Here is a 24598-nt window from a genome sequence, read left to right as displayed (position 1 = left end):
TTCAGATCGCTCTTCTACAAGGACTCGTCCATGAAATCGCTCGGCAAAATCCTGGGTCTGGTCTTTCTCGGGCTGTTGCTGATCCTGGTGGCGGCAGGCTTCGCCCTGACTCACCTGTTCGATCCCAACGACTACAAGGACGAGATCCGCGATCTGGCGCGCAGCAAAGCCGGCCTCGAACTGGACATCAAGGGCGACATCGGCTGGAGCCTGTTCCCCTGGCTCGGTCTGGAGCTGCACGAGACCACCCTGGCCAGCGCCCAGACACCGGAGCAGCCTTTCGCCGACCTGCGCATGCTCGGCCTGTCGGTGCGAGTAATGCCGCTGCTCAGCCGCGAAGTGCAGATGAGCGATATCAAGGTGAACGGCCTCAACCTGACGCTGAACCGTGATGAAAAGGGTCGCGGCAATTGGGAGGGCGTCGGCCAGCCGGCCAAACAACCAGAGCAGCCCGCGCAAACCCCGAAGGCCAGCGAGCCAAGCCCAGAACAGGCCGACCAAGCGCCAGCTTCGCGCAACAAGCCGCTGACGCTGGATATCGACAGCCTGACCGTCAGCGACGCGCGGGTCACCTACCACGACGCCAAGACCGGCCAGCAATACAGCGCCGAAAGCATCGAGCTGACGACCGGCGCCATTCGCGAAGGCAGCTCGATCCCGGTCAAGCTCAACGCCTTCTTTGGCAGCAATCAACCGGTCATGCGTGCACGTACCGAACTGCAGGGCGCGCTGCGCTTCGACAACCAGCTCAAACGCTATCAGTTCGAAGACATGCGCCTGTCCGGCGAGGCTTCCGGCGAACCGCTGCAAGGCCAGACGCTGACCTTCAGCGCCCAGGGCCAGCTGCTGGTCGACCTTGCCGCGCAGATTGCCGAATGGAACAGCCTCAAGTTCACCGCCAACCAGTTGCGCGGCCTGGGCGAACTGAAGGCGCGTGATCTGGACAAGGAAGCGAAGATCAGTGGCGCGCTGACCGTCGCGCAGTTCAACCTGCGCGAATTCCTCCAGGGCACCGGCCAGAAACTGCCGGCAATGGCCGATGGCGCAACGCTGAGCAAAGCCGAACTGGTCAGCCGCCTGAGCGGCACGCCGAACAGCATCGCGCTGGAAGAGCTGACCCTGAAACTCGACGACAGCACCTTCACCGGCCGCCTCGCCGTCAGCGACTTCGCCCGCCAGGCGCTGCGCGTCGACCTCAAGGGCGACCGCTTCAATCTGGATCGCTACCTGCCGCCGCCGAGCAAGGAGCAGGCGGCCGAGGCAGCGCGCAAGAGCGAGGTCAAGAGCACCCAGGCCAGCGCAATCGGCAGCGGCACCACACCACTGCCCAACGCGCCAACCCAGCAGGCCTGGAGCGATGCGACCGTGTTGCCGCTAGAGCAACTGCGCAAGCTCGATACCGAGGTCAACCTGGCCATCGGCAGCCTGACCGCGATGAAAATCCCGCTGGACGGCTTCAATCTCAAGGCACGCACCCGCAACGGCTTGCTGACCCTGCAGGAAATGCGCGCCGGCCTGTATGGCGGTCGCCTGGATGGCTCGGCCAGTCTCGACGTACGCCCGGCACTGCCATTGCTGACCGTGCAGAACCGCTTCAATGGCGTGCCGGTCGAGCGCCTGCTGGAAAGCCAGGGCGAGGACGTGGTGGTCAAGGGGCTGCTCAACCTGGATGCCGACCTGCGCACCCAGGGCAACAGCGAGAAGGCCTGGATCGACAACCTCAACGGCAAGGTCGGCTTCATCATCGACAACGGTGTGCTGGTCGATGCCAACCTCGAGCAGCAGCTGTGCCGCGCCATCGCCACGCTCAATCGCAAGCCACTCGCCAGCGACCCACGCAGCAAGGACACGCCGTTCCGCGAACTCAAGGGCAACCTGACGCTACGCAACGGCGTGGCCAGCAACCCCGACCTCAAGGCCAGCATTCCCGGCCTGACCGTCAACGGCAAGGGCGATGTCGACCTGCGCGTGCTGGGCATGGACTACCGCGTCGGCATCCTCATCGAAGGCGACAAGGGCGCCATGCCGGACCCGGCCTGCCAGGTCAACGAGCGCTACGTCGGCATCGAATGGCCGCTGCGCTGCCGCGGCCCGCTGGAGCTGGGCGCCAAGGCCTGCCGCTTCGACAACGACGCGCTAGGCAAGGTCGCGGCGCGGCTGGCTGGGGAAAAACTCAACGAGAAGATCGAAGAGAAGCTCGGCGACAAGGTCAGCCCGGAACTCAAGGACGCGCTCAAGGGCCTGTTCAAGCGATGAGTCCGGAGCAGTTCGGCACAGCGGTCCTCGACTGGTTCGACAGTCACGGCCGCAAGGATCTGCCCTGGCAGCAGGGCATCACGCCGTACCGGGTGTGGGTGTCGGAGATCATGCTGCAGCAGACCCAGGTCAGCACCGTGCTCGGCTATTTCGACCGTTTCATGGACGCGCTGCCCAGCGTCGAGGCGCTCGCCGCCGCCGAGGAAGATGAAGTCCTGCACCTTTGGACCGGCCTCGGCTACTACAGCCGCGCACGCAATCTGCACAAGACCGCCAAGCTGATCGTCGTCGAACATGGCGGCGTGTTTCCGGCCGACGTCGACAAACTCGCCGAACTGCCTGGAATTGGCCGCTCCACGGCCGGCGCCATTGCCAGCATCAGCCTGGGCCTGAGGGCACCGATCCTCGACGGCAATGTCAAGCGCGTGCTGGCCCGCTACGTCGCCCAGCAAGGCTATCCCGGCGAGCCGAAAGTGGCCCGCCAGCTGTGGGAGGTGGCCGAGCGCTTCACCCCGCAGCAGCGCGTCAACCATTACACCCAGGCGATGATGGATCTCGGCGCCACGCTGTGCACGCGCAGCCGCCCAAGCTGCCTGCTCTGCCCGCTCAAGGACGGCTGCCGCGCCCATCTGCTCGGGCGCGAAACCGACTTTCCAGTGCCCAAACCACGCAAGGCGCTGCCGCAGAAGCGCACGCTGATGCCGCTGCTGGCCAATCGCGACGGCGCCATCCTGCTCTACCGGCGCCCATCCACTGGCCTGTGGGGCGGACTCTGGAGCCTGCCGGAACTGGACGACCTCGCCGCCCTCGATCCGCTGGCCGAACGGCATGCGCTGCAGCTGGAAGAGCGCCGCGAGCTGCCCGGACTGACCCACACCTTCAGCCATTTCCAATTGGCTATCGAGCCCTGGCTGATCAGGGTCAAGTCCGCGCCTGACGCCGTGGCCGAGGCCGACTGGCTCTGGTATAACCTCGCCACCCCGCCGCGCCTCGGCCTTGCCGCGCCGGTAAAGACACTGCTCAAGCGCGCCGCCGCTGAATTGCATGCAGGAGAAAACCCATGACCCGCACCGTGAATTGCCGCAAGTACAACGAAGAACTCCCCGGCCTTGAGCGCCCGCCTTTCCCCGGCCAGAAAGGCGAAGACATCTACAACAACATCTCCAAGCAGGCCTGGGACGACTGGCAGAAGCACCAGACCATGCTGATCAACGAGCGCCGGCTGAACATGATGAACGCCGAGGACCGCAAGTTCCTCCAGGGCGAAATGGACAAGTTCTTCTCCGGCGAGGATTACGCCAAGGCCGAAGGCTACGTACCGCCGAGTGAATGACCTTCGGCTGCGCTAAGCGCCCGTCCGGATTAAATATTTTTCCGGCGCGCGCTTGACAGGCAAAAGCCAAATCCGTCTAATAGCGCCCCGTTGCCCAGGTAGCTCAGTCGGTAGAGCAGGGGATTGAAAATCCCCGTGTCGGCGGTTCGATTCCGTCCCTGGGCACCACCTTTCGTTTTCAGGTGGTGTCAGCATTACCTGAAAACCCACAAGAAGCCCGCCGAGTGCGGGCTTTTTGTTGCCTGCGATTTGTTCTCCTCTGGCGCCGCAACGCTCTACGTGACCGCCTGCCCGTTCGTTGAAGCAAGGCGAGCCATCTGAGACCTGGCTCCGGTCCGACGGAAAAGCGCGCTGTTACCCTCGCCTGCCTTTGAACCGCACGGACGCCATCATGCAGCGCTATCTGTTCGCCGCCTTGCTCATCACAACCATGCCCGTCAGCGCCGAGGTAATTACCTGTCGCGTGATCGGTATCGCCGATGGCAACGCCTTCAGCTGTCGCACCGCCGAAGGCCAAAGGCTCAGGGTGCGGATGGCGGAGATCGACGCGCCCGATCTCAAACAGCCGTACGGCAGCCAGGCCCGGCAGACGCTTTCGAGCCATGTATTCGGCAAGGACGTCTTTCTCACGATCAAAGGCCGCGACGAGCAGGGGCGAACCCTGGCGCGCGTCAGAGCCGGAGATGTCGACGTCAATTCCGACATGGTCAGGACCGGCACGGCGTGGGCATACCGCGGCCAGCTGAATGACCGTACCCTGCTCGATCTCGAGGCTGTCGCAAGGGAGTTCAAGCGTGGCATCTGGTCCCTGCACAAATCGGAACAGCAGCCACCATGGGAGTGGCGCAAGCAAACGCGCAGCGCCGCTCGTTAGCCACGTCTCGACGCTGCTCAAGGCGTCAATTTCAGCCGCACCGCATAGGCGTTTGCCACGCCCGGGTCGCGTTGCCGCCAGCGAAGCGCTAGCCTGGAACAATGACGGACAAGCGACCGCAGCTGTCGCCGCGCTCTGGAGCTATCACCATGCCTGTACGCTGGACTGCGATGTTGCTGGCGCTCGCCCTGCCTGTCGGCTACAGCCACGCCGAACAAGTGCGATTCGTGACCGAGGATTTCCCGCCGTTCACCTTCGCAGCGACGACTGCTCCAATTGATACGCCTGCCGGCCCATTCGTCGACGTCATTGGCGCGGTATGCGCCCAGCTGCGAATCGACTGTCCGATCCAGCTGCTGCCCTGGCGCCGCGCACTGGCGCTGGCCGAGGGCGGCGAGGTGGACGGCATCTTCACTGTGATCCGCTCACCGGAACGCGAACGCGCCTTCCACCTAACCCGCATGTTGGTCACCTCGCGCTATGGCGTCTATGCGCGCTCGGCCAGTCGCTTCGTGTTCCATCGCCCGGAGGATCTGGCCGGGCGTACCGTGGCGGTCTACGGGCCGTCCGGTACCTCGTTCGTGCTGGGCCAGCATCTGACGAAAGTGGCCGATGTGGAGCTCATTCTTGAATCGGACAACCGCCGGCTGATGCGCATGCTGCAGGCTGGGCGCTTCGGCGAGCAGGGCGTGGCGGTGGTCAACCAGGACGTGGCCTGGCACCTGATCGAGCAGGAGCGGCTGGCGGATATCCACGAGGCAGGCGAACTGCAAGCGGTGTCCTATGCCATCGGGCTTTCTCGTGCAGCGGTGAGCGAAGCTGAGTTCAAGCGCTTCAACCAGGCTCTGGAGTCGCTGATCGCCGACGGCACGGTCTCCCGTATCCTGCGCCGATACGGGCTGCAACCCGCCTTCTAGCGGCTACGGCTGGCCCGATCGACTTCCCATCGCATCTTTTCTCTGAATCATTCCGTGCCTCTGGCCGTCTACCCAGAAGGCAGCGTTCGGGCAATCCGGAGGTTTCGCCGCGTACATCCCGCTCATCACCCGCGCAAACGGAGGCTGACCGCCCATGGACGCCGCTAGGAAATTGCCCAAGGCCATCATTCTGTTCCCCGTGTTCATTCCAGCAGTGATCGTCACACTGCTGCTGGTGATCGGAACCATCAGCAATCCGGAACTGGCCGGTGAAGTGTTCAGCTCGACGCTGGCTTTCATCACCACCAACTTCGGTTGGTTCTACATGCTCTCGGTGGCCTTTTTCCTGGTGTTCATCGTCGGCATCGCCATGACTCCCTGGGGCAGCATCAAGCTGGGCCCGGATCACGCCGAGCCGCAATACAGCTTCCCGGCCTGGTTCGCCATGCTCTTTTCCGCCGGCTACGGCATCGCCCTGCTGTTCTTCGGCGTGGCCGAACCCGTGCTGCACTACGCCTCGCCACCCGCGGGAGCTGGAGAAACCGTCGACGCGGCCAAGCAGGCGATGCAGATTGCCTTCTTCCACTGGGGCTTTCATATCTGGGCCATCTATGGCCTTACCGGTCTGGTGCTGGCTTACTTCTCGTTCCGCCACGGTCTGCCGCTGTCGATGCGCTCGGCGCTGTACCCGATCATCGGCGAACGTATCCACGGGCCGATTGGCCATGTGGTGGACATCTTCGCCATTCTCGGCACGCTGTTCGGTATTGCCACCACGCTGGGCCTGTCGGTTACCCAGATCAACGCGGGCATCAACTACCTCTGGCCGTCGATACCGATCAGCATCAACGTGCAGATCATCGCCATCGCGATCATCACCGGCCTGGCGATCTGCTCGGTGGTCGCCGGCCTGGACAAGGGTGTGAAGAACCTTTCGCTGTTGAACATGGTCCTGGCGATCGGCCTGATGCTCTTCGTGTTTCTGGTCGGGCCGAGCATCTTCATTCTCGAAACCTTCCTGCAGAACACCGGCAGCTACCTGAACAACATCATCGAGCGCACCTTCAACCTGCAGGCTTACAGCCGCAGCGACTGGATCGGCAACTGGACGCTGTTCATCTTCGGCTGGACCATCGCCTGGTCGCCCTTCGTCGGCCTGTTCATCGCCAAGATCAGCCGTGGCCGGACCATTCGCCAGTTCGTGTTTGGCGTGATGTTCGTGCCGACCATCTTCACCTTCCTCTGGTTCTCGGTGTTCGGCGACACCGCACTGCACATGATCATGGTCGAGGGCTATACCTCGCTGATCTCGGATGTGCAGGCGGACAACGCCATCGCGCTGTTCAAACTGTTCGAACTGCTGCCGTTGACGTCCATCGCCTCGTTCCTCGCGGTGGTGCTGATCATCACCTTTTTCGTCACCTCGTCGGACTCCGGCTCTCTGGTGATCGACTCGCTGGCCGCAGGCGGCGCGCTGCACACGCCAGTATGGCAACGAGTGTTCTGGGCCAGCATCGAGGGCATCGTGGCATCCACACTGCTCCTCGCCGGCGGCCTCAGCGCGCTGCAGACCATGACCATCGCCAGCGCGCTGCCCTTCGCGATCATCATGATGATCGCCGCGCTGGGCATGTGGCGCGCACTGGTCATCGAAGGCCACCACGAAACCAGTCTGCAAAGCCACATGCAGGGCAGTCGGCTGGCGAGCAACGCCGGACCCGGGCTGTGGAAGAAGCGCCTGGCTGGGATGGTCAGCTTCCCCAGCCGGGAAGAGGTCGACGGCTTCATGAACACCACGGTACTGAAAGCCATGCGCCGCGTGCAGCGCGAACTCAGCGGCCAGGAATGGGCTGCCGAAGTGCACACCGATGAAGCCCATTCGCGGCTCTACCTGGAGGTCATCAAGGACGACCAGGTGGACTTCATCTACGAGATCCGCGCGGTCGGCTACGCGATGCCAGCGTTCGCGCTGACCGAGGATCCGGAGACCGACGAGCAGTACTACCGCGCCGAAGTGTTCCTGCGCCGCGGCGGTCAGCATTACGACGTCTACGGATACGACCAGGCGGACATCATTAGCGACATACTCGATCAGTTCGAGAAGTATCTGCACTTCCTGCACATCTCGCCGGGGAGCTTGCCGTGGAAGATGGCCGAGCACGACGAAATGCTTTCCGACGAACAGGACGCGCCGAAGCCGGAAGCGAGCTGAGACCGTTTCAGCTTCCGCCCGCACGGAACGGGCCGATCCTGCCATTTGCGCCACGCACCGGAATGCGCCTGCGCGTGCAGCGTCGATTTCATCTATACAGATGGAATCGCATTGTTGGCCAGGGAAACGTGACCGATCGGTCATACCGCTCAACGCCGCATCGCGCTTGGCGCATGCCGCATCGCATGCTAGGTTTGCGCCTCGCCAGGACGGCGAGCAGTTCGCGCGGAGCGCACCATCAGATATCTAGACCATGGCGGCCTTCGCCGGTCTGTAAGAGGACCCCTCATGGCCGAGGCCATCCCTGCACTGGAAATCCGCAACCTGCACAAGCGCTACGGCGATCTGGAAGTTCTCAAAGGCATCTCGCTGACCGCCCGTGACGGCGATGTGATTTCCATCCTCGGCTCTTCAGGCTCCGGAAAATCCACTTTCCTGCGCTGTATCAACCTTCTGGAAAACCCCCACGAGGGCGAGATTCTGGTGGCTGGTGAGCAGCTCAAGCTCAAGCGCGACAAGCAGGGTGACCTGGTCGCCGCCGACGGCAAGCAGCTCAACCGGATTCGCAGCGAGCTGGGCTTCGTGTTCCAGAACTTCAACCTCTGGCCGCACATGACCATCCTCGACAACATCATCGAGGCACCGCGCCGCGTGCTAGGCCAGAGCAAGGCCGAAGCCACCGAGGTGGCCGAAGCCCTGCTGGCCAAGGTCGGCATCGCCGACAAGCGCCACGTTTACCCCAATCAGCTTTCCGGTGGCCAGCAGCAGCGCGCGGCGATCGCCCGCACGCTGGCGATGCAGCCCAAGGTGATCCTGTTCGACGAGCCCACCTCGGCGCTGGACCCGGAAATGGTACAAGAAGTGCTTGCAGTGATCCGGTCGCTCGCCGAGGAAGGCCGGACTATGCTGCTCGTCACCCACGAAATGAATTTCGCCAAGCAGGTATCCAGCGAAGTGGTGTTCCTCCACCAGGGTCTGGTCGAGGAACAGGGAACGCCCGAGCAGGTATTTGACAATCCTCAATCGGCGCGCTGTAAACAATTCATGTCCAGCCATCGCTAAATGGAGCAACACCGCATGAAGAGCTATAAGAAGATCCTGCTGACCGCTGCTGCCTCGCTGATCATCGGCACTCAGGCATTCGCGGCGGAAAAACTACGGATTGGTACCGAAGGCGCCTACCCACCCTTCAACCTGATCGACGCCAGCGGCAAGGTGGTCGGCTTCGACCTGGATATCTCCCACGCCCTGTGCGCCAAGATGAAGGTCGAGTGCGAAGTGGTCACTTCCGACTGGGATGGCATCATCCCTGCGCTGAACGCCGGCAAGTTCGACTTTCTCGCCGCTTCCATGTCGGTTACCGAGGAACGCAAGAACGCCGTCGACTTCACCGACCATTACTACACCAACAAGCTGCAGTTCGTGGCGCCGAAGAACGTCGAGTTCCAGACTGACGAAGGCTATCTGAAAGGCAAGGTGATCGGTGCGCAGCGCGCAACCATCGCCGGCACCTGGCTGGAAGACAACCTGGACCGCGTCGTCGACATCAAGCTCTACGACACCCAGGAAAACGCCTATCTGGACCTGGCGTCCGGTCGCGTCGACGGCATCCTCGCCGACACCTTCGTGCAGTGGGAATGGCTCAAGAGCGACGCCGGCAAGAACTTCGAGTTCAAGGGCGAGCCGGTATTCGATGACGACAAGATCGCCATCGCCGTACGCAAGGGCAACGATGAACTGCGCGAACGGCTGAACAAGGCGCTAGCGGAAATCATCGCCGACGGCACCTACAAGCAGATCAACGACAAGTACTTCCCGTTCAGCATTTACTGATCCAACCGAACCGAAGCCCGATCGCCAGCCTGCTGGCCGATCGGGCTTCGGTGTTTGAGTTCCTATGATTCCTGACCTTCACGGATTCGGTCCGGCCCTGATCGCCGGCACCTGGATGACCATCCAACTGGCCCTCGCCTCCCTGGCGCTGGGGCTGGTGCTCGGTCTGCTCGGCGCACTCGCCAAGACCTCGCCCTACAGCGCGCTGCGCTGGCTGGGCGGTACCTATTCGACCATCGTGCGCGGTGTACCCGAACTGCTCTGGGTGCTGCTGATCTATTTCGGCACCATCAGCATGATTCGCGGCATCGGTGAGCTGTTCGGCATCGAGAACCTCGCGCTCAGCCCGTTCGCCGCCGGTACCATCGCCCTGGGTCTGTGCTTCGGCGCCTACGCCACCGAGGTGTTCCGCGGTGCACTGCTGGCCATTCCCAAGGGCCACCGTGAAGCCGGCCTGGCGCTGGGCCTGGGCAAACGGCGCATCTTCACCCGCCTGATCCTGCCGCAGATGTGGCGCCTGGCCCTGCCGGGCCTCGGCAACCTGTTCATGATCCTGATGAAGGACACGGCATTGGTATCTGTCATCGGCCTGGAAGAGATCATGCGCCGCTCGCAGATTGCCGTGACCGCCAGCAAGGAGCCCTTCACCTTCTTCCTGGTGGCGGCCTTCATCTACCTGTGCCTGACCATCGTCGCCATGGTCGGTATGCACTTCCTTGAAAAACGTGCCGGCCGCGGCTTCGTGCGGAGCGCAGCATGACCTGGGAAATCTTCATCAAGTGGCTGCCTAGCTTTATCGACGGCGCCTGGCTGACTCTGCAACTGGTCGGCGTATCGGTCATCGCCGGCCTGATCGTCGCCGTGCCACTGGGCATAGCCCGTTCGTCCCGGCACCTGGCGGTGCGTGCATTGCCTTACGGCTACATCTTCTTCTTCCGCGGCACGCCGCTGCTGGTCCAGCTGTTCCTGGTCTACTACGGCATGGCGCAGTTCGACGTGGTGCGCCAGAGCGCGCTCTGGCCATACCTGCGTGACCCGTACTGGTGCGCGATCATCACCATGACGCTGCACACCGCAGCCTATATCGCCGAGATCATCCGCGGCGCGATCCAGAACGTGCCTCACGGCGAAATCGAAGCCGCCCGCGCGCTGGGCATGTCGCGCAGCCAGGCACTGCTGCACATCATCCTGCCGCGTGCCACGCGCATCGGCCTGCCGGCCTACAGCAACGAAGTGATCCTGATGCTCAAGGCCAGCGCGCTGGCCAGCACCATCACCTTGCTGGAACTGACCGGCATGGCGCGCAAGATCGCTGCACGCACCTACCTGCACGAGGAAATGTTCCTCACCGCCGGCCTGATCTACCTGCTGATCGCCTTTATCCTCATGCAAGGCTTCAAGCTGCTTGAGCGCTGGCTGCGAGTCGACGCCTGCCAGGGACGCTGACTCCCGCACTGCCTCCTGCGCAAGGAGGCAGTGACCCTTTGACCGCTCCGGCTGAATCCCGCCTTCACTCTGCGGTCAGACGCAAATCCGAACCCTTACGAGATTCCCCATGCCTGTCGATATCCAACGCATCGAAATGAACCAGCTTGTCTGCTGGCGAGTACGTCGCGGTGAGGACGAACTGCTGATCGCCGAACAGGGCGCGCAGATCCTCAGCTATCGCCAGGGCGATGCGCCGCCGATCATCTGGCTCAGCGAGGAGGCCGCCTTCGAACAGGGCCAATCGGTACGCGGCGGTGTGCCAGTGTGCTGGCCATGGTTCGGCGACCTGGCGCGCAACCCGCAAGCGGTGCAGGCGAATTACAGCGGCGAGCAACCCGCACCCTTCCACGGCCTGGTACGCGCCCTGCCCTGGCAATTGCGGGAGCAGCGCAGCGAAGGCGATACGGCGATTCTCGAGTTCCACTGCCCGCAGGCGCTCGGCGAGCTGCCGGGCTTGCCGCATCGGGTCGAACTGACGCTGCAGATCCGTCTGGCCGATGAGCTTGAGCTCAGCCTCAGCAGCCGCAACGTCGGCGTGGAGGCGATCAGTATCAGCCAGGCCCTGCACAGCTACTTCGCTGTCAGCGACATCCATCAGGTGCGCGTCGAAGGCCTGGCCGGCTGCCCCTACATCGATACGCTGCTGGATTGGCAGCAGCGCCAGCAGCAGAACGGTGACCTGGCGTTCAACGGCGAAACCGACCGCATCTACTTGCAGCTTCCGACAACCCTGCAGCTCATCGACCCGGCATGGAAACGCAGCATCCGGCTGACCACTCGCGGCTCGCGCTCCGCCGTACTGTGGAACCCGTGGATCGACAAGGCCAAGCGCCTGTCCAGCTACGCCGACGACGCCTGGCAGCGCATGGCCTGCATCGAGACGGCCAACGTGCTGGACGACGTGGTGGTATTGCAGCCAGGCCAGCAGCACCTGTTAGGCGTATCCATCACCGCAGACCCCGCGCACTGACCAGCCGCCGCTATCGGCTATAACACTACCAATCATCTTTCTGTGATCGAGTAGATAGTTGTATGTAAGTGATGACTTACATGAAACTGGCTTATTTCGCACACGCTTAAATAGATCGCAGAGGCAACTTTCCCTGCACTTTTGAATTAGTTCCGTCGATAGCCGGCTAATATTTCTCACTGCAACAGAGATCACACTTCTCGCCTTGAATGAGGCATACCCCCCGTCTAGGATGCCCACCCCATAAGGCCCTGTGCAATTTATTGCGCAGGGAAGGTGCGCAAGAAGTTGCGCACTCCTTTCTCGAAACATGCCGCTCTTATTATTTACGGCTGTTTCAAAAGTTCACGGATCGAACTTGAGCGTCACGGAAGACCAATGCACGCCAGCGCACTCAGCAAGCATTATCTGGAACTTGCCAGAAAACCGGTCAATGACAGCAATTTCGCTGGCGACGATATTCGCTACAGCAGCGAGTTCGAACTGCTGGAAACCGAGCTGGCAAAGGCCGGGGCGCTGCACCAGACCACCGGTATCGACTGGCAGAAGGTCCGCGAAGGCAGCGAGATGCTGCTCACCTCGCTGTCCAAGGACCTGCGCGCCGCCGCCTGGCTGACCTGGAGCCTGTTCCAGCGTGAATCCTTCGCCGGTTTGCAGGCCGGTCTAAGCGTTCTGCAGTACCTGTGCAGCAATCACTGGGCCGAGCTGCATCCGCGCAAGCCACGCACCCGTGCCGCCGCGATCAACTGGTTGCTGCCGCGCCTGGAGCAGACCTTTTCCGAAGACGTCCCTGTCGGCGAACAGCTACCGCTGTTCCGTGGCCTCGCCGAGCAGCTGCACGCACTGGAACAATGCCTGTCCGGCCATCTGGGCGAAGACGCACCGCTGCTGCTGCCGCTGTGCCGCCAACTCGACGGCATGGTCAAGCGCGCCAGTCAGGGGCAGGCCCAGCCCGGGACGGTCGGCGCGGCTATCGCCCAGGTGAAGCAGGTCGCCAGCCAGGTCTTCGCCCCCGGCTCACCGATCGAAAATGACAAGGAAGCGCTCAAGGCGGTGCGCAACCTGCAGGAACAGGCGCGCCCGCTGACGGCCTGGTGGCTCAAGCAGCGCACCAGCGATCTGCGCCCGCTGCGCCTCTCACGCACCCTGCTCTGGCTGAGTATCGACAGCCTGCCGGAGCACAACGGCGAGCAGGTCACCGCCCTGCGTGGGATACCTGCCGACAAGCTGGCCAACTACCGCGAACGCTTCGCCCAGGGTCTGTACGCGGACCTGCTGGTGGATCTGGAGAACAGCACCGCGCGTGCCCCGTTCTGGCTGGACGGCCAGCGCCTGGCCTGGGAGTGCCTGCAGGAGCTGGCGGCCGAACAGGCCATGCGCGAAGTGGAGATTCAGCTCGCGCTGTTCCTGCAGCGGCTGCCGCGCCTGGAGGAGCTGCGCTTTCACGACGGCATCCCGTTCGCCGATGCCGAAACCCGCGCCTGGATCAGCGGCCAGGTCATGCCCCATGTGCAGCGTGCCGCCACCACAAGACAGGAAGAGCCGCCTGCTGCTGGCAGCGTGCAGCCGAGCTGGGAGCTGGCATTGCAGGAAGCGCTGCCGCTGTTGCGCAAGGAGGGGCTCAAACCTGCCGTGCAGCAGCTCAAGCAGGGCCTGGCTCGCGCCCGTGGCGGCCGCGAGCGCTTCTTCTGGCAGCTGAGCCTCGCCCGCCTTTGCTACCAGGCGAAGAAATACGAGCTGGCCAAAACCCAGCTCGAAGCACTCGACCAGCAGCTTGAGGCCAGCGGCCTGGGCAGCTGGGAACCCGATCTCGCCCTCGAGGTACTGCGCCTGCTGCACAGCTGTTGCGAGCTGCTGCCGCAGAACCACGCCGTGCGTGAAAGCAAGGATGAGATTTACCGCAGGCTGTGCCACCTCGATCTCGAAGTGGTGCTGGATTAACGCAAAGGAGAACACCATGGCCAAAGAAGGCTCGGTTGCACCCAAGGAACGCATCAACGTCACGTTCAAGCCGGCCACCGGCAACGCTCAGGAAGAGGTCGAGCTGCCCCTCAAGCTGATGGTGCTGGGCGACTTCACCCAGCGCGCCGACGACCGCAAGATCGAGGACCGCAAGCCCATCGCCATCGACAAGAACAGCTTCGACGAGGTCCTGGCCAAGCAGGAGCTGAACCTGACCTTCGGCGTGCCGAACCGTCTGCAGGACGAGCAGACCGACGACGAACTGGCCGTGCAGCTGCGCATCAATTCGATGAAGGACTTCAACCCGGCCAATCTGGTCGAGCAGGTTCCGGAGCTGAAGAAACTGATGGAACTGCGCGACGCCCTGGTCGCACTCAAGGGCCCGCTGGGCAATGCTCCGGCCTTCCGCAAGGCCATCGAAAGCGTACTCGCCGACGACGATTCGCGTGACCGCGTACTCGGCGAACTGGGCCTGGCGGCCAAAGAGAAGCTGGACGCCTGATATCACCGACAAGGAAGCACATCTACATGACCACTAGCGCAGCCGCCGTCGAGCACGGCAACCACCTCGCCGAAGGCGGCATCCTCGACCGCATCATCGCCGAAACCCGCCTGACCCCGGACGACGAGGCCTACGACATCGCCAAGCGCGGCGTCTCGGCCTTTATCGAAGAACTGCTCAAGCCGCAGAACGAAAACGAGCCGGTGAAGAAGGCCATGGTCGACCGCATGATCGCGGAGATCGACGCCAAGCTCAGCCAGCAGATGGACGAGATCCTTCATCACCCGCAGTTCCAGGCGCTGGAATCCTCCTGGCGCGGCCTCAAGCTGCTGGTCGATCGCACCAACTTCCGCGAGAACATCAAGCTCGAGCTGCTCAACGCCTCCAAGCAGGACCTGCTGGATGACTTCGAGGACAGCCCGGAGATCGTTCAGTCCGGCCTGTACAAGCACATCTACACCGCCGAGTACGGCCAGTTCGGTGGCCAGCCGGTCGGCGCACTGATCGCCAACTATTTCTTCGACCCCAGCGCGCCCGACGTCAAGACCATGCAGTACGTCGCCAGCGTCGCCAGCATGTCCCACGCGCCATTCATTGCCGCGGCCGGTCCGAAATTCTTCGGCCTGGAAAGCTTCACCGGCCTGCCGGACCTGAAGGACCTCAAGGATCACTTCGAGGGCCCGCAGTTCACCAAGTGGCAGAGCTTCCGCGAGCAGGAGGATGCCCGCTACGTCGGCCTGACCGTGCCGCGCTTCCTGCTGCGCAACCCCTACGATCCGGAAGACAACCCGGTGAAGAGCTTCGTCTACAAGGAAAACGTCGCCGGCAGCCACGAGCACTACCTGTGGGGCAACACCGCCTACACCTTCGCCAGCCGCCTGACCGACAGCTTCGCCAAGTTCCGCTGGTGCCCGAACATCATCGGCCCGCAGAGCGGCGGCGCAGTGGAAGACCTGCCGCTGCACCACTTCGAGAGCATGGGCGAGATCGAGACCAAGATCCCGACCGAGGTGCTGGTTTCCGATCGCCGCGAGTACGAGCTGGCCGAGGAAGGCTTCATCGCCCTGACCATGCGCAAGGGCAGCGACAACGCCGCGTTCTTCTCCGCCAACTCGGCGCAGAAGCCGAAGTTCTTCGGCAACAGCGAGGAAGGCAAGACCGCCGAGCTGAACTACAAGCTCGGCACCCAGCTGCCCTACCTGTTCATCGTCAACCGCCTGGCGCACTACCTGAAGGTGCTGCAGCGCGAGCAGATCGGCGCCTGGAAGGAGCGCACCGACCTCGAACTGGAACTGAACAAGTGGATCCGCCAGTTCGTCGCCGACCAGGAGAACCCGAGCTCCGAAGTACGTAGCCGTCGTCCGCTGCGCGCCGCCCAGGTCAACGTCAGCGACGTCGAGGGCGAACCGGGCTGGTACCGCGTCAGCCTCAGCGTGCGTCCGCACTTCAAGTACATGGGCGCGGATTTCACCCTGTCGCTGGTCGGCAAGCTGGACAAGGAATAAGCACTTGAACGGATACGGCAGCCTTTTCGAACGCCTCGGCGGCGACGCCGCGCGGCGTTCCGGCTGGAGCCGCGAAGTCGCGGCAATGGCCTCGGTGGCTGCCCATCTGGCCAAGATGCTCAGCACCCGGGCGGGCAGCGTGCAGACGCTGCCCGACTACGGGTTGCCCGATCTCAACGATATGCGCCTGTCGCTGCACGACTCGCTGCAGCAGGCGCGTATCGCCATCGAACGCTTCATCGAAGCGTACGAACCCAGGCTGACCCGGGTGCGGGTGCTGTCACTGCCGCGAACCCACGACCCACTGAGCCTCGCCTTCACCATTGAAGGCCTGCTGGAGGTCGATGGCCTCAAGCGCCAGGTCAGCTTTTCCGCCAGCCTGGATGGCAGCGGACAGGTCAAGGTCCAGTAAGGAGACAACGGATGTCCGGCAAACCCGCAGCCCGCCTGGGCGACCCCACAGCCTGTCCGAAGACAGGCCATGGCACCAACCCCATTGCCGTCGGCTCACCCGACGTGCTGTTCGACGGCCTGCCGGCCGCGCGCCAAGGCGACGCCTCCGCCTGCGGCGGTGCGATGGCCAGCGCGGTGATTCCCAACGTGCTGATTGATGGCAAACCAGCGGCGGTGGTGGGCAGTGTGGGGAACCACGGCAATGTCGTCACCGCAGGCTCGGGGACGGTGATCATCGGCAGCGGTCACAGCCCGGCGCCTTTCCTCGCACCCGAAGCGCTTGGCATTGCGACCGCTGCAATTGCTGCGGCAACCAGCGCGGTCAAGTCCCTTCTTCCGGCCACACCGCTAGCCCGCGCCTGGCAGGAAGAGCCGGGGGACCTAGCGCCTTTGGGCCTGGAAGAAGAAGACGAGGAAGAGGAACTGGTCGAGCAGCCGCAGCAACAGGCGCGCCAGGGCATCACCCTGCGAATCGGCGTGTTCTTCGACGGCACCGGCAACAACCTGGCCAATGCTGCCGTGACCGAAAAGTGCCGCCGCGACGACCTGACATTGCTGGACGAGCGCACCCTTGGCGAAGTCGTCGACTACTGCCGGGCTCATGGCTTCGGCGGCAGCGAAGGCAACGGTTTCTTCACCCAGACGCCCGACAACAGCTACGGCAACGCGCCGAGCAACGTAGCGCAGTTGTTCGACCTGTACCAGGACGATGCGACCCGGAGCTTGGCGAAGGACGAGCGTAGCGCCAGCATCAAGGCCTATCTCGAAGGCATCGGCACCAGCAGCGGTGCTGCGGACTCGATATACGGGCAGGCTACAGGCATGGGCGATACCGGTGTGGGGGCTCGGGTGATCCAGAGCCCGAACACGATCCGCGTACAGCTGGGCCTATTTGCGGAAAGCAATCCCAACGTGCAGATCGACGCGCTGGAGTTCGATATTTTCGGATTTAGCCGCGGTGCAGCAGCAGCCCGCCACTTCGCCAATGAGGTACTCAAAGCCAACGGTGGGGTGCTGGCTGAGCTCCTGCGGCCAGGCCAGTTCGGTCTGTCAGAAGACTTCGAATGGAGCGGCCAGGCCTGCATCAACTTTATCGGTCTGTTCGATACGGTGGCAGCAGTGGTCGACCCAATGGGGTGGGACTTCAGCCCTGCGGACCATCTCAATCGAGGCATCAACCTGTACCTGCCTCCGGGTTGCGCACGCAAGGTAATCCAGCTCACGGCTCGAGATGAGATGCGCTGGAACTTCGCGCTCAATAGCGTGGCTCCGCATCACCAGGAGATAGCGCTTCCCGGCGCGCACTCGGATATCGGTGGTGGCTATCTTCCGATTGCCCGGGAAAAGCTGATCTTGAGTCGTCCTGTCAGCTCCACGGTGCCCGCTGGTACGCCTATTGAAAGCACGCACGCCTGGCGTGAAACCAGCCGTCAATACGAGAAGTGGATGGCTCTCGGGCTACCGGAAGATCAGCTTAAAAAAGAGGTTCGCCGCATCCGCAAACTCAACCCCCGCGGCGTCAACCATCCACCGGAGGACTGGGTATTAGGCCTGGTAACTATTGACCGTCAGATACGCGGCGAGTTGGCGCTGGTGTATTTGCGTGTGATGCGGGAACTAGCAGTGCAGCAAGACGTTCCTTTCGACTTCATCGATGAAAGGGAAAGAGCAATCGCACTGCCCAAGGAGCTTCAGAAAATTGCCGATAAGCTGATGGCTTTTTCCAAAGGAGGCCGTTACGACCTGGATAAAAATGAAGAACGCTTGCTTCGGAGAAACTACATCCACCTGTCAGCGAACTGGAAGCCCTCTGGCGGTCTGCTTATCAGCAAGCCTGCACCCAACGTCCGTCTGATCTACAACAACCAGCCACAGCAAGGCTACCCCGAATGAAGAATCTCTTTCTCGCTTGCGTACTCGTCCTGCTCAGTGGCTGCGCGAGCAGCCAGGCCCAACCCAGGCTGCCTTTCGACACTTGGTATGCGGGCGTTATCGCGCCCGACTATATGGAAGTCTGGGTAGAGAGCGTGGATGTAATCGACCGCCGTGGACTGGCTTACGAAAGAGTCGGTGGCGGCGTGCCATCCTATGCAAGCGTCGTAGCCGGATGGCCATCGCATCCGGCGGGAACCGCCGGGAAGGGCCTACGTGGCATCGACCTACCGGAGATCATCTTTGTGCGCTGGCAATCACTGGTCGAACCGCAGACCTATAACGTGCGCATCAATGTTCCCGAATGGGTGCGTGAGGAGATGCTCAAGCCTCAGGCTCCTTACTGCCGTGGCGAGAAAAGAGTCGTCGAAGGGATGTATCGCAGGGTTATAACCATCGGCGTGGCCCCTGGAGGCATCGCCAAGGCCTGGGTAGGCGGTCCCTGCCTGCAATCCATCGAAATAGGTCGCTTCGAAGCGGCCATCAGCAAGGTCGGGCCGTACGGCGGGAAATCCAACGGAGAACATCGTCCGCTCTCCGACAAAGCCAAGGCCTATATCGAGCAACACGGGGTGCCCTATGGCTCGTGGTAAAACCTCCTCACGCTGCGCCCGCCTGGCGCTGGTAGCCCTCGCGCTGACTTTGACCGCCTGCACCAGCACCTCTCCACCACCGCGCGAACTGGCCGGGCGCTACGAACTGGTCGGCGTGGTGGAAATGGGCTCGCAGCTGCTGCTCCATGAACAGGGCACGTTCGAGGCGGTGCTCTACTACGGCAGCCTCGACATCCAGGGTCGAGGACGCTGGGCAATGGTGGACGGGCAGATCGAGTTGAGCGAACGCGGTCTGAGGGCGTTTTTTGACGGGATGAGACTCGTGCCAAGCGGCAACTGCCTGCTCGTGGATATGGATACCTCCACGGGATGCTACCGCCGACGCTAGACGCAATCCGCGCAAGCGCCGGACACGGAACGACAAGGATGAATCGTTAGACATGTCTTTCAACCATTACTACCAGAGCGAACTGACCGCCCTGCGCCAACTAGGCAAGCGCTTCGCCGAGCGCAGTCCGGCACTGGCGCCGTTCCTCGGGCAGGCCGGGCGCGACCCGGATGTCGAGCGTCTGCTCGAAGGTTTCGCTTTTCTCACCGGGCGGCTGCGGCAGAAGCTCGATGACGAGCTGCCGGAGCTGACCCACTCGCTGATGCATCTGCTGTGGCCGAACTACATGCGCCCGCTGCCGGCCTTCAGCATGCTGCAGTTCGATACTTTGAAACGACCCGGCCCGGCGCTGACGGTGCCGCGCAATACGCCGGTGGAATCCAATCCGGTGCAGGGCGTCAGTTGCTGCTTTCGCACCGCCTACGCCACCGAGGTGCTGCCGCTGGCATTGCAGGCGCTGGAGTATTCGGTCAAGGGCACCGGCGCGCTGCTCAGCCTGCGCCTGCAGATGAGCGCCGATGGCCATCTCGGCGAGATCGGACTCAGCCATCTGCGCCTGCATCTGGCGGGCGAGCCCTATATCAGCCAGCTGCTCTACCTCAGCCTGTTACGCCACCTTGGCGGCATCGAGCTGGTGCCGCTGAACGAGCAGGGCAAACCGTTGACCGGCTCCGATGGCCGACCGCTGACGCCCTTGCAGCTCAACGCCAAGCAGGTCGAACCGGTGGGATTCGCCGAGGATGAGGCGCTGATCCCCTACCCGCTCAACACCTTCCGCGGCTATCGCTACCTGCAGGAATATTTCGCCTTCCCGGACAAGTTCCTCTTCGTCGACCTCAAGGGTCTGGAGGTCATCCAGCGCATCCCCGAGGATCTGCTCAAGCAGGCCCGCGGTCTGGAGCTGCGCTTCGACATTCACAAGGCCGGCGTGCAGCGCATACGTCCGACGCTGGACAACGTGCGCCTGTACTGCACACCGGTGGTCAACCTGTTCCCGCACGATGCCATCCCGATCCGCCTGGACGGCAAGCAGGACCAGTACCTGCTACTGCCAGCCGAGTACGATACGCAACAATGCGGCGTGTTCTCGGTGGATCGGGTGACCGGCTGGAAACCCGGCGGCATGGGCTACGAAGAATACGTGCCGTTCGAATCCTTCGAACATGACGCCAGCTTCGATGTGCCGGTGGCCCGCCCGCACTACAGCGTGCGCCAGCAGCCTTCGCTGCTCGGAGAAGGGCAGGAAACCTGGCTCAGCTTCGGCCTGCGCAACCTCGACCAGCACGAGACGCTGTCCATCGAGCTGACCTGCACCAACCAGAACCTGCCGCGCCAACTGAAGCTCGGCGACATCTGCAAGCCCAGCGAAGACACCCCGGAGTTCCTCAGCTTCCGCAACATCTCGGCGGTCACCCCGAGCTACGCCCCTCCGCTGCAGCGCGACTATCTGTGGAAGCTGATCAGCAACATGTCGCTGAACTACCTGTCGCTGGCCAACGTCGAGGCGCTCAAGGTGATCCTCGAGACCTACGACCTGCCGCGCTATTACGACAAGCACGCCGAGAACGTCAGCCGGCGGCGCCTCGGCGGCCTGACGCACATCGCCCACCAGCACGTCGATCGCCTGCATCGCGGGCTGCCGGTGCGCGGCGTACGCACCGAACTGACCATGAACCAGGACGGCTTCATCGGTGAGGGCGATCTGTTCCTCTTCGCCTCGGTGCTCAACGAATTCTTCGCTCTCTACGCCAGCCTCAACTCGTATCACGAGCTGCGCGTGCAGAGCACACAGGGAGAGGTGTACCAATGGACGCCGCGCATGGGTCAGCAACCGCTGCTCTGAAACCGCTCAACCGCGGCATCCGCGAGTACAGCCTGTTCCAGGGCGTGCTGCTGGTGCTCGATCGCCTGCGCCAGCTCAATCCCGGCCTGGACGACGAGGCGCTCTACGAGCGCCTGGAGTTTCAGGCCAACCCGAGCCTGGGCTTTCCCGGCAGCGATATCGAGCAGGTGCAGTTCCTCCAGGAGCATGGCGAGTGGCGCGCGCGCCTGCGCATCAACCTGGTCAGCCTGTTCGGCGCCGGATCGCCGCTGCCAGCCTTCTATGGCGAACAGGCACTGGGCGACAGCGAGGACGGCAACCCGACCCGCGACTTTCTCGACCTGTTCAACAATCGCCTGCAGCGCCTGCTGCTGCCGATCTGGCAGAAGTACCGCTACCGCGCCCGCTTCACCAGCGGCGCCCATGACCCCTTCTCGGAGCAGCTGTTCGCCCTGGTCGGGCTCAGCGGCGAGGCGATCCGCAACGCGCCGGAGCTGAACTGGAAGCGCCTGCTGCCCTATCTCGGCCTACTGAGCTTGCGCGCGCACTCGGCGGCACTGATCGAATCGGTGCTGCGCTACTACTTCAAGCACGCCGAGCTGAACATTGAGCAATGTCTGGAGCGCCAGGTGGAAATCCTCGGCGAGCAACGCAACCGTCTCGGCCAGGCCAACAGCCAGCTGGGCGAAAGCCTGGTGCTCGGCGAGCGGGTCCGCGACCGCGGCGGCAAATTCCGCATCCATATCCGCCAGCTGGACTGGAACCGCTTCCACGAATTCCTCCCCATCGGCAGCGGCTACCAGCCGCTCTGTGCGCTGGTGCGCTTCACCCTGCGCGATCCGCTGGATTACGACCTGCGCCTGGAGCTTCGCCCGGACGAGATCCGTGAACTGCGCATCGGCGCCGACAACAACTGCCGCCTCGGCTGGACCAGCTGGCTCGGGCGTGAACGCGCCGACGGCCTGGTCACCCTGGGCAGCCAGACTCATTAAGGAAGATGAAAATGATCAACGTCGATCTGCAACAGCTGGTACAGGCGCTGGACGCCGAGACCAAGCGCGATCTGGAAGGCGCCGCCGAACGCTGCGTGGTGCGTGGCGGCAGCAAGATTCTCGTCGAGGACCTGCTGCTTGGCCTGCTCGAGCGTTCCGATGGATTGCTCAAGCGAGCCTTGCTGGATGCCGAGGTGGACGCCGGCGCACTGGCTCAGGCGCTGCAGCCGCGAGGCGAGCACAGCGAGTCGCGCAACCCGGTGTTCTCCACCGAACTGGTGCAATGGCTGCAGGATGCCCTGCTGGTGGCGAGCCTGGAGCTGGGGCAGAGCCAGATCGACCAGGCTGCGCTGATCCTCGCGCTGCTGCGCAATCCGCTGCGCTATGCAGGCAGCCATTACCAGCCACTGCTGGCCCGGCTGGATGCCGAGCGCCTGCGCGACTTCGCTCTCAGCCAGCAGCCGCAAGGCAGCACGGGCAAACCTGCCGCCGGTGGCGAATCCAACCTGGCGCGCTTTACCCACAACTTCACCCAGCAGGCCCGCGACGGCAAGCTCGACCCGGTGCTCTGCCGCGACTCGGCAATCCGCCAGATGATCGACATCCTTGCCCGGCGGCGGAAGAACAATCCGATCGTGGTCGGCGAGGCCGGGGTCGGCAAGACCGCCATCGTCGAAGGCCTGGCGCTGCGCATCGCCAGCGGGGAAGTGCCTGCGACACTCAAGGGCGTCGAGCTGCTCTGCCTCGACCTCGGCCTGCTGCAGGCCGGTGCCAGCGTGAAGGGCGAATTCGAACGCCGTCTGCAGGGCGTTATCGACGAAGTGAAAGCCTCACCCAAGCCGATCATCCTGTTCATCGATGAGGCGCACACCCTGATCGGCGCCGGTGGCCAGGCCGGCAGTGGCGATGCGGCCAACCTGCTCAAGCCGGCCCTGGCACGCGGCGAGCTGCGCACCATCGCTGCGACGACCTGGAGCGAGTACAAGAAATATTTCGAGAAGGACCCGGCCCTGGCCCGGCGCTTCCAGCCGGTGCAATTGCACGAGCCGAGCGTTCAGGAAGCCGTCACCATTCTGCGCGGGCTGGCGCCGGTCTATGAAAAGAGCCACGGCATCTACCTGCGCGACGATGCGGTCGCGGCCGCCGCCGAGCTATCGGCTCGCTACCTAGCTGGCCGACAGCTGCCGGACAAAGCAGTGGACGTACTGGATACCGCCTGCGCACGGGTGCGCATCAGCCTCGCCGCCGCGCCCGAGGCGCTGGAACGCCTGCGTGGCGAGGTCGCCGAAGGCGAGCGTCAACGTGAAGCCATGCGCCGCGATCTGGCCGTCGGCCTGCCGGTCGACGCGGCCGCCCTCGAGCGGCTGGAGCAGCGCCTGATCGCGGCGGGGGACGAGATCGAGCAGCTGGAAACCCGCTGGGCCAAGCAGCGCCTGCTCGCCGAGCGCCTGCTCGACCTGCGCAAGCGCACGGCCGAAGCCCGCAGCGCTGCAAACGAGGACGGCGAGGTCCCATCGCTCGATGAGCTGGAGACCGAACTGCGCGCCGTACAGGCCGAACTTGCCGCAGCCCAGGCCAAGCAGCGACTGGTCAGCCATGAGGTCTGTCCGCGCCTGGTGGCCGAGGTGATCAGCCACTGGACCGGTGTGCCGCTGGCGCAGCTGGCCCGTGAACACAACGCGCAGGTCGCCAACTTCGCCGCCGACCTGCGCGCCCGCGTGCGCGGGCAGGAACAGGCTGTGGAAGCGCTGGATCGCGCCATGCGCGCGGCAGCGGCCGGGCTGAACAAGCCCGACGCTCCGGTGGGCGTGTTCCTGCTGGTCGGCCCCAGCGGCGTCGGCAAGACCGAAACCGCCCTGGCGCTGGCCGACCTGCTGTACGGCGGCGAGCGCTTCCTCACCGTGATCAATATGTCCGAGTTCCAGGAGAAGCACAGTGTTTCCCGCCTGATCGGCGCACCTCCGGGTTATGTCGGCTACGGCGAAGGCGGCATGCTCACCGAAGCGGTGCGGCAGAAACCCTACTCGGTGATCCTGCTCGACGAGGTGGAGAAGGCCGATCCGGATGTGATGAACGTCTTCTATCAGATCTTCGACAAGGGCGTGGCGAATGACGGCGAAGGCCGCGAGATCAACTTCCGCAACACCCTGATCCTGATGACCAGCAACCTCGCCAGCGAGCGCATCGCCAGTTTCTGCACCGCCGGGCAGCGGCCGACTGCCGAGGACCTGGAACTGGCGATACGCCCACAGCTGTCGCAGCACTTCAAGCCGGCGCTGCTGGGGCGCATGCGGGTGGTCCCCTACTACCCTATCGCTGGCGCGGTGCTCGACGAATTGGTCGCGCTCAAGCTTGTGCGCTTCGGTGAGCGGTTGCAGCGGCGCCAGCTGCAGTTCAGCCATTGCCCGGCGCTGGTCACGCACCTTTCCGAGCGCTGCGACGACAGCGACAGCGGTGCGCGCCTGATCGACCATCTGATCGAGCAGCACCTGCAACCGCTGGTGGTGGACCGTCTGCTCGATGCCATGGCCAGTGGCGAGCCGCTGCAGCAGGTGCATGCCACGCTGAATGGCGACGGCGCGCTGGTCTGTGAGTTCGCCTGAGA

21 protein-coding genes and 1 tRNA gene are annotated in these 24598 nt (G+C 63.4%); all 22 read left to right on the top strand.

Going from position 1 to position 24598, the window contains the following annotated elements:
• Window positions 1-30: 30 nt before the first annotated feature.
• Window positions 31-2256, top strand: a complete 2226-nt coding sequence (locus PSEST_RS00730) for an AsmA family protein (protein ID WP_015275166.1) — start codon at window positions 31-33, stop codon at window positions 2254-2256.
• On the top strand, window positions 2253-3320 hold the full coding sequence (mutY, locus tag PSEST_RS00725) for an A/G-specific adenine glycosylase (protein WP_015275165.1): 1068 nt from the start codon (window positions 2253-2255) through the stop codon (window positions 3318-3320). Before PSEST_RS00730 ends, mutY begins: the two co-directional genes overlap by 4 nt.
• The gene (locus PSEST_RS00720; RefSeq protein ID WP_003280779.1) at window positions 3317-3589 is read left to right on the top strand and encodes an oxidative damage protection protein; all 273 of its coding nucleotides are present in this window, start codon (window positions 3317-3319) and stop codon (window positions 3587-3589) included. Before mutY ends, PSEST_RS00720 begins: the two co-directional genes overlap by 4 nt.
• A gap of 92 nt (window positions 3590-3681) precedes the next feature.
• A tRNA-Phe gene (locus tag PSEST_RS00715) sits at window positions 3682-3757 on the top strand.
• Between the two features lie 223 nt (window positions 3758-3980).
• Complete coding sequence (locus PSEST_RS00710) at window positions 3981-4463, top strand: thermonuclease family protein (RefSeq protein WP_015275164.1); 483 nt, start codon at window positions 3981-3983, stop codon at window positions 4461-4463.
• A 149-nt stretch (window positions 4464-4612) separates the two neighbouring features.
• The gene (locus PSEST_RS00705; protein WP_015275163.1) at window positions 4613-5380 is read left to right on the top strand and encodes a substrate-binding periplasmic protein; all 768 of its coding nucleotides are present in this window, start codon (window positions 4613-4615) and stop codon (window positions 5378-5380) included.
• A gap of 154 nt (window positions 5381-5534) precedes the next feature.
• A complete protein-coding gene (locus PSEST_RS00700) occupies window positions 5535-7592 on the top strand; it encodes a BCCT family transporter (RefSeq protein ID WP_015275162.1) in 2058 nt (685 codons plus the stop codon).
• Window positions 7593-7880: 288 nt separating this feature from the next.
• Window positions 7881-8654 carry an ABC transporter ATP-binding protein gene (locus PSEST_RS00695; RefSeq protein WP_003281313.1) on the top strand — a complete coding sequence of 258 codons (774 nt, stop codon included), beginning with the start codon at window positions 7881-7883 and terminating at the stop codon, window positions 8652-8654.
• Between the two features lie 15 nt (window positions 8655-8669).
• Window positions 8670-9425, top strand: a complete 756-nt coding sequence (locus PSEST_RS00690) for an ABC transporter substrate-binding protein (RefSeq protein WP_015275161.1) — start codon at window positions 8670-8672, stop codon at window positions 9423-9425.
• 64 nt (window positions 9426-9489) lie between these two features.
• Window positions 9490-10185: an ABC transporter permease gene (locus PSEST_RS00685; RefSeq protein ID WP_003281309.1), complete on the top strand. Its 696-nt coding sequence runs from the start codon at window positions 9490-9492 to the stop codon at window positions 10183-10185.
• Complete coding sequence (locus PSEST_RS00680) at window positions 10182-10871, top strand: ABC transporter permease (protein ID WP_015275160.1); 690 nt, start codon at window positions 10182-10184, stop codon at window positions 10869-10871. Before PSEST_RS00685 ends, PSEST_RS00680 begins: the two co-directional genes overlap by 4 nt.
• Before the next feature lie 109 nt (window positions 10872-10980).
• A complete protein-coding gene (locus PSEST_RS00675; protein WP_015275159.1) occupies window positions 10981-11883 on the top strand; it encodes a D-hexose-6-phosphate mutarotase in 903 nt (300 codons plus the stop codon).
• 378 nt (window positions 11884-12261) lie between these two features.
• Window positions 12262-13824 (top strand): type VI secretion system protein TssA, encoded by a 1563-nt coding sequence (gene tssA, locus PSEST_RS00670; RefSeq protein WP_015275158.1) that lies wholly within the window; start codon window positions 12262-12264, stop codon window positions 13822-13824.
• A gap of 16 nt (window positions 13825-13840) precedes the next feature.
• Window positions 13841-14347 (top strand): type VI secretion system contractile sheath small subunit, encoded by a 507-nt coding sequence (gene tssB, locus PSEST_RS00665; protein ID WP_008567243.1) that lies wholly within the window; start codon window positions 13841-13843, stop codon window positions 14345-14347.
• Between the two features lie 26 nt (window positions 14348-14373).
• The gene (gene tssC / locus PSEST_RS00660; protein ID WP_008567242.1) at window positions 14374-15852 is read left to right on the top strand and encodes a type VI secretion system contractile sheath large subunit; all 1479 of its coding nucleotides are present in this window, start codon (window positions 14374-14376) and stop codon (window positions 15850-15852) included.
• Window positions 15853-15856: 4 nt separating this feature from the next.
• The gene (tssE, locus tag PSEST_RS00655) at window positions 15857-16264 is read left to right on the top strand and encodes a type VI secretion system baseplate subunit TssE (RefSeq protein WP_015275157.1); all 408 of its coding nucleotides are present in this window, start codon (window positions 15857-15859) and stop codon (window positions 16262-16264) included.
• A gap of 11 nt (window positions 16265-16275) precedes the next feature.
• Window positions 16276-18198 carry a PAAR domain-containing protein gene (locus tag PSEST_RS00650; RefSeq protein ID WP_015275156.1) on the top strand — a complete coding sequence of 641 codons (1923 nt, stop codon included), beginning with the start codon at window positions 16276-16278 and terminating at the stop codon, window positions 18196-18198.
• Window positions 18195-18830 (top strand): DUF2931 family protein, encoded by a 636-nt coding sequence (locus PSEST_RS00645; RefSeq protein WP_015275155.1) that lies wholly within the window; start codon window positions 18195-18197, stop codon window positions 18828-18830. The genes PSEST_RS00650 and PSEST_RS00645 overlap by 4 nt, the downstream gene beginning before the upstream one ends.
• On the top strand, window positions 18817-19179 hold the full coding sequence (locus PSEST_RS00640; protein WP_015275154.1) for a hypothetical protein: 363 nt from the start codon (window positions 18817-18819) through the stop codon (window positions 19177-19179). The genes PSEST_RS00645 and PSEST_RS00640 overlap by 14 nt, the downstream gene beginning before the upstream one ends.
• A gap of 52 nt (window positions 19180-19231) precedes the next feature.
• Window positions 19232-21022 carry a type VI secretion system baseplate subunit TssF gene (gene tssF, locus PSEST_RS00635; protein ID WP_015275153.1) on the top strand — a complete coding sequence of 597 codons (1791 nt, stop codon included), beginning with the start codon at window positions 19232-19234 and terminating at the stop codon, window positions 21020-21022.
• Window positions 20986-21993: a type VI secretion system baseplate subunit TssG gene (gene tssG, locus PSEST_RS00630; protein ID WP_015275152.1), complete on the top strand. Its 1008-nt coding sequence runs from the start codon at window positions 20986-20988 to the stop codon at window positions 21991-21993. Before tssF ends, tssG begins: the two co-directional genes overlap by 37 nt.
• An 11-nt stretch (window positions 21994-22004) precedes the next feature.
• Window positions 22005-24596 carry a type VI secretion system ATPase TssH gene (gene tssH, locus PSEST_RS00625; RefSeq protein ID WP_015275151.1) on the top strand — a complete coding sequence of 864 codons (2592 nt, stop codon included), beginning with the start codon at window positions 22005-22007 and terminating at the stop codon, window positions 24594-24596.
• Window positions 24597-24598: the final 2 nt, after the last annotated feature.

The sequence above is a fragment of the Stutzerimonas stutzeri RCH2 genome (assembly GCF_000327065.1).
Lineage (GTDB): Bacteria > Pseudomonadota > Gammaproteobacteria > Pseudomonadales > Pseudomonadaceae > Stutzerimonas > Stutzerimonas stutzeri_AE.
Note: the sequence above shows the minus strand (reverse complement) of the source record. Positions and strands in the feature narration are given on the sequence as shown.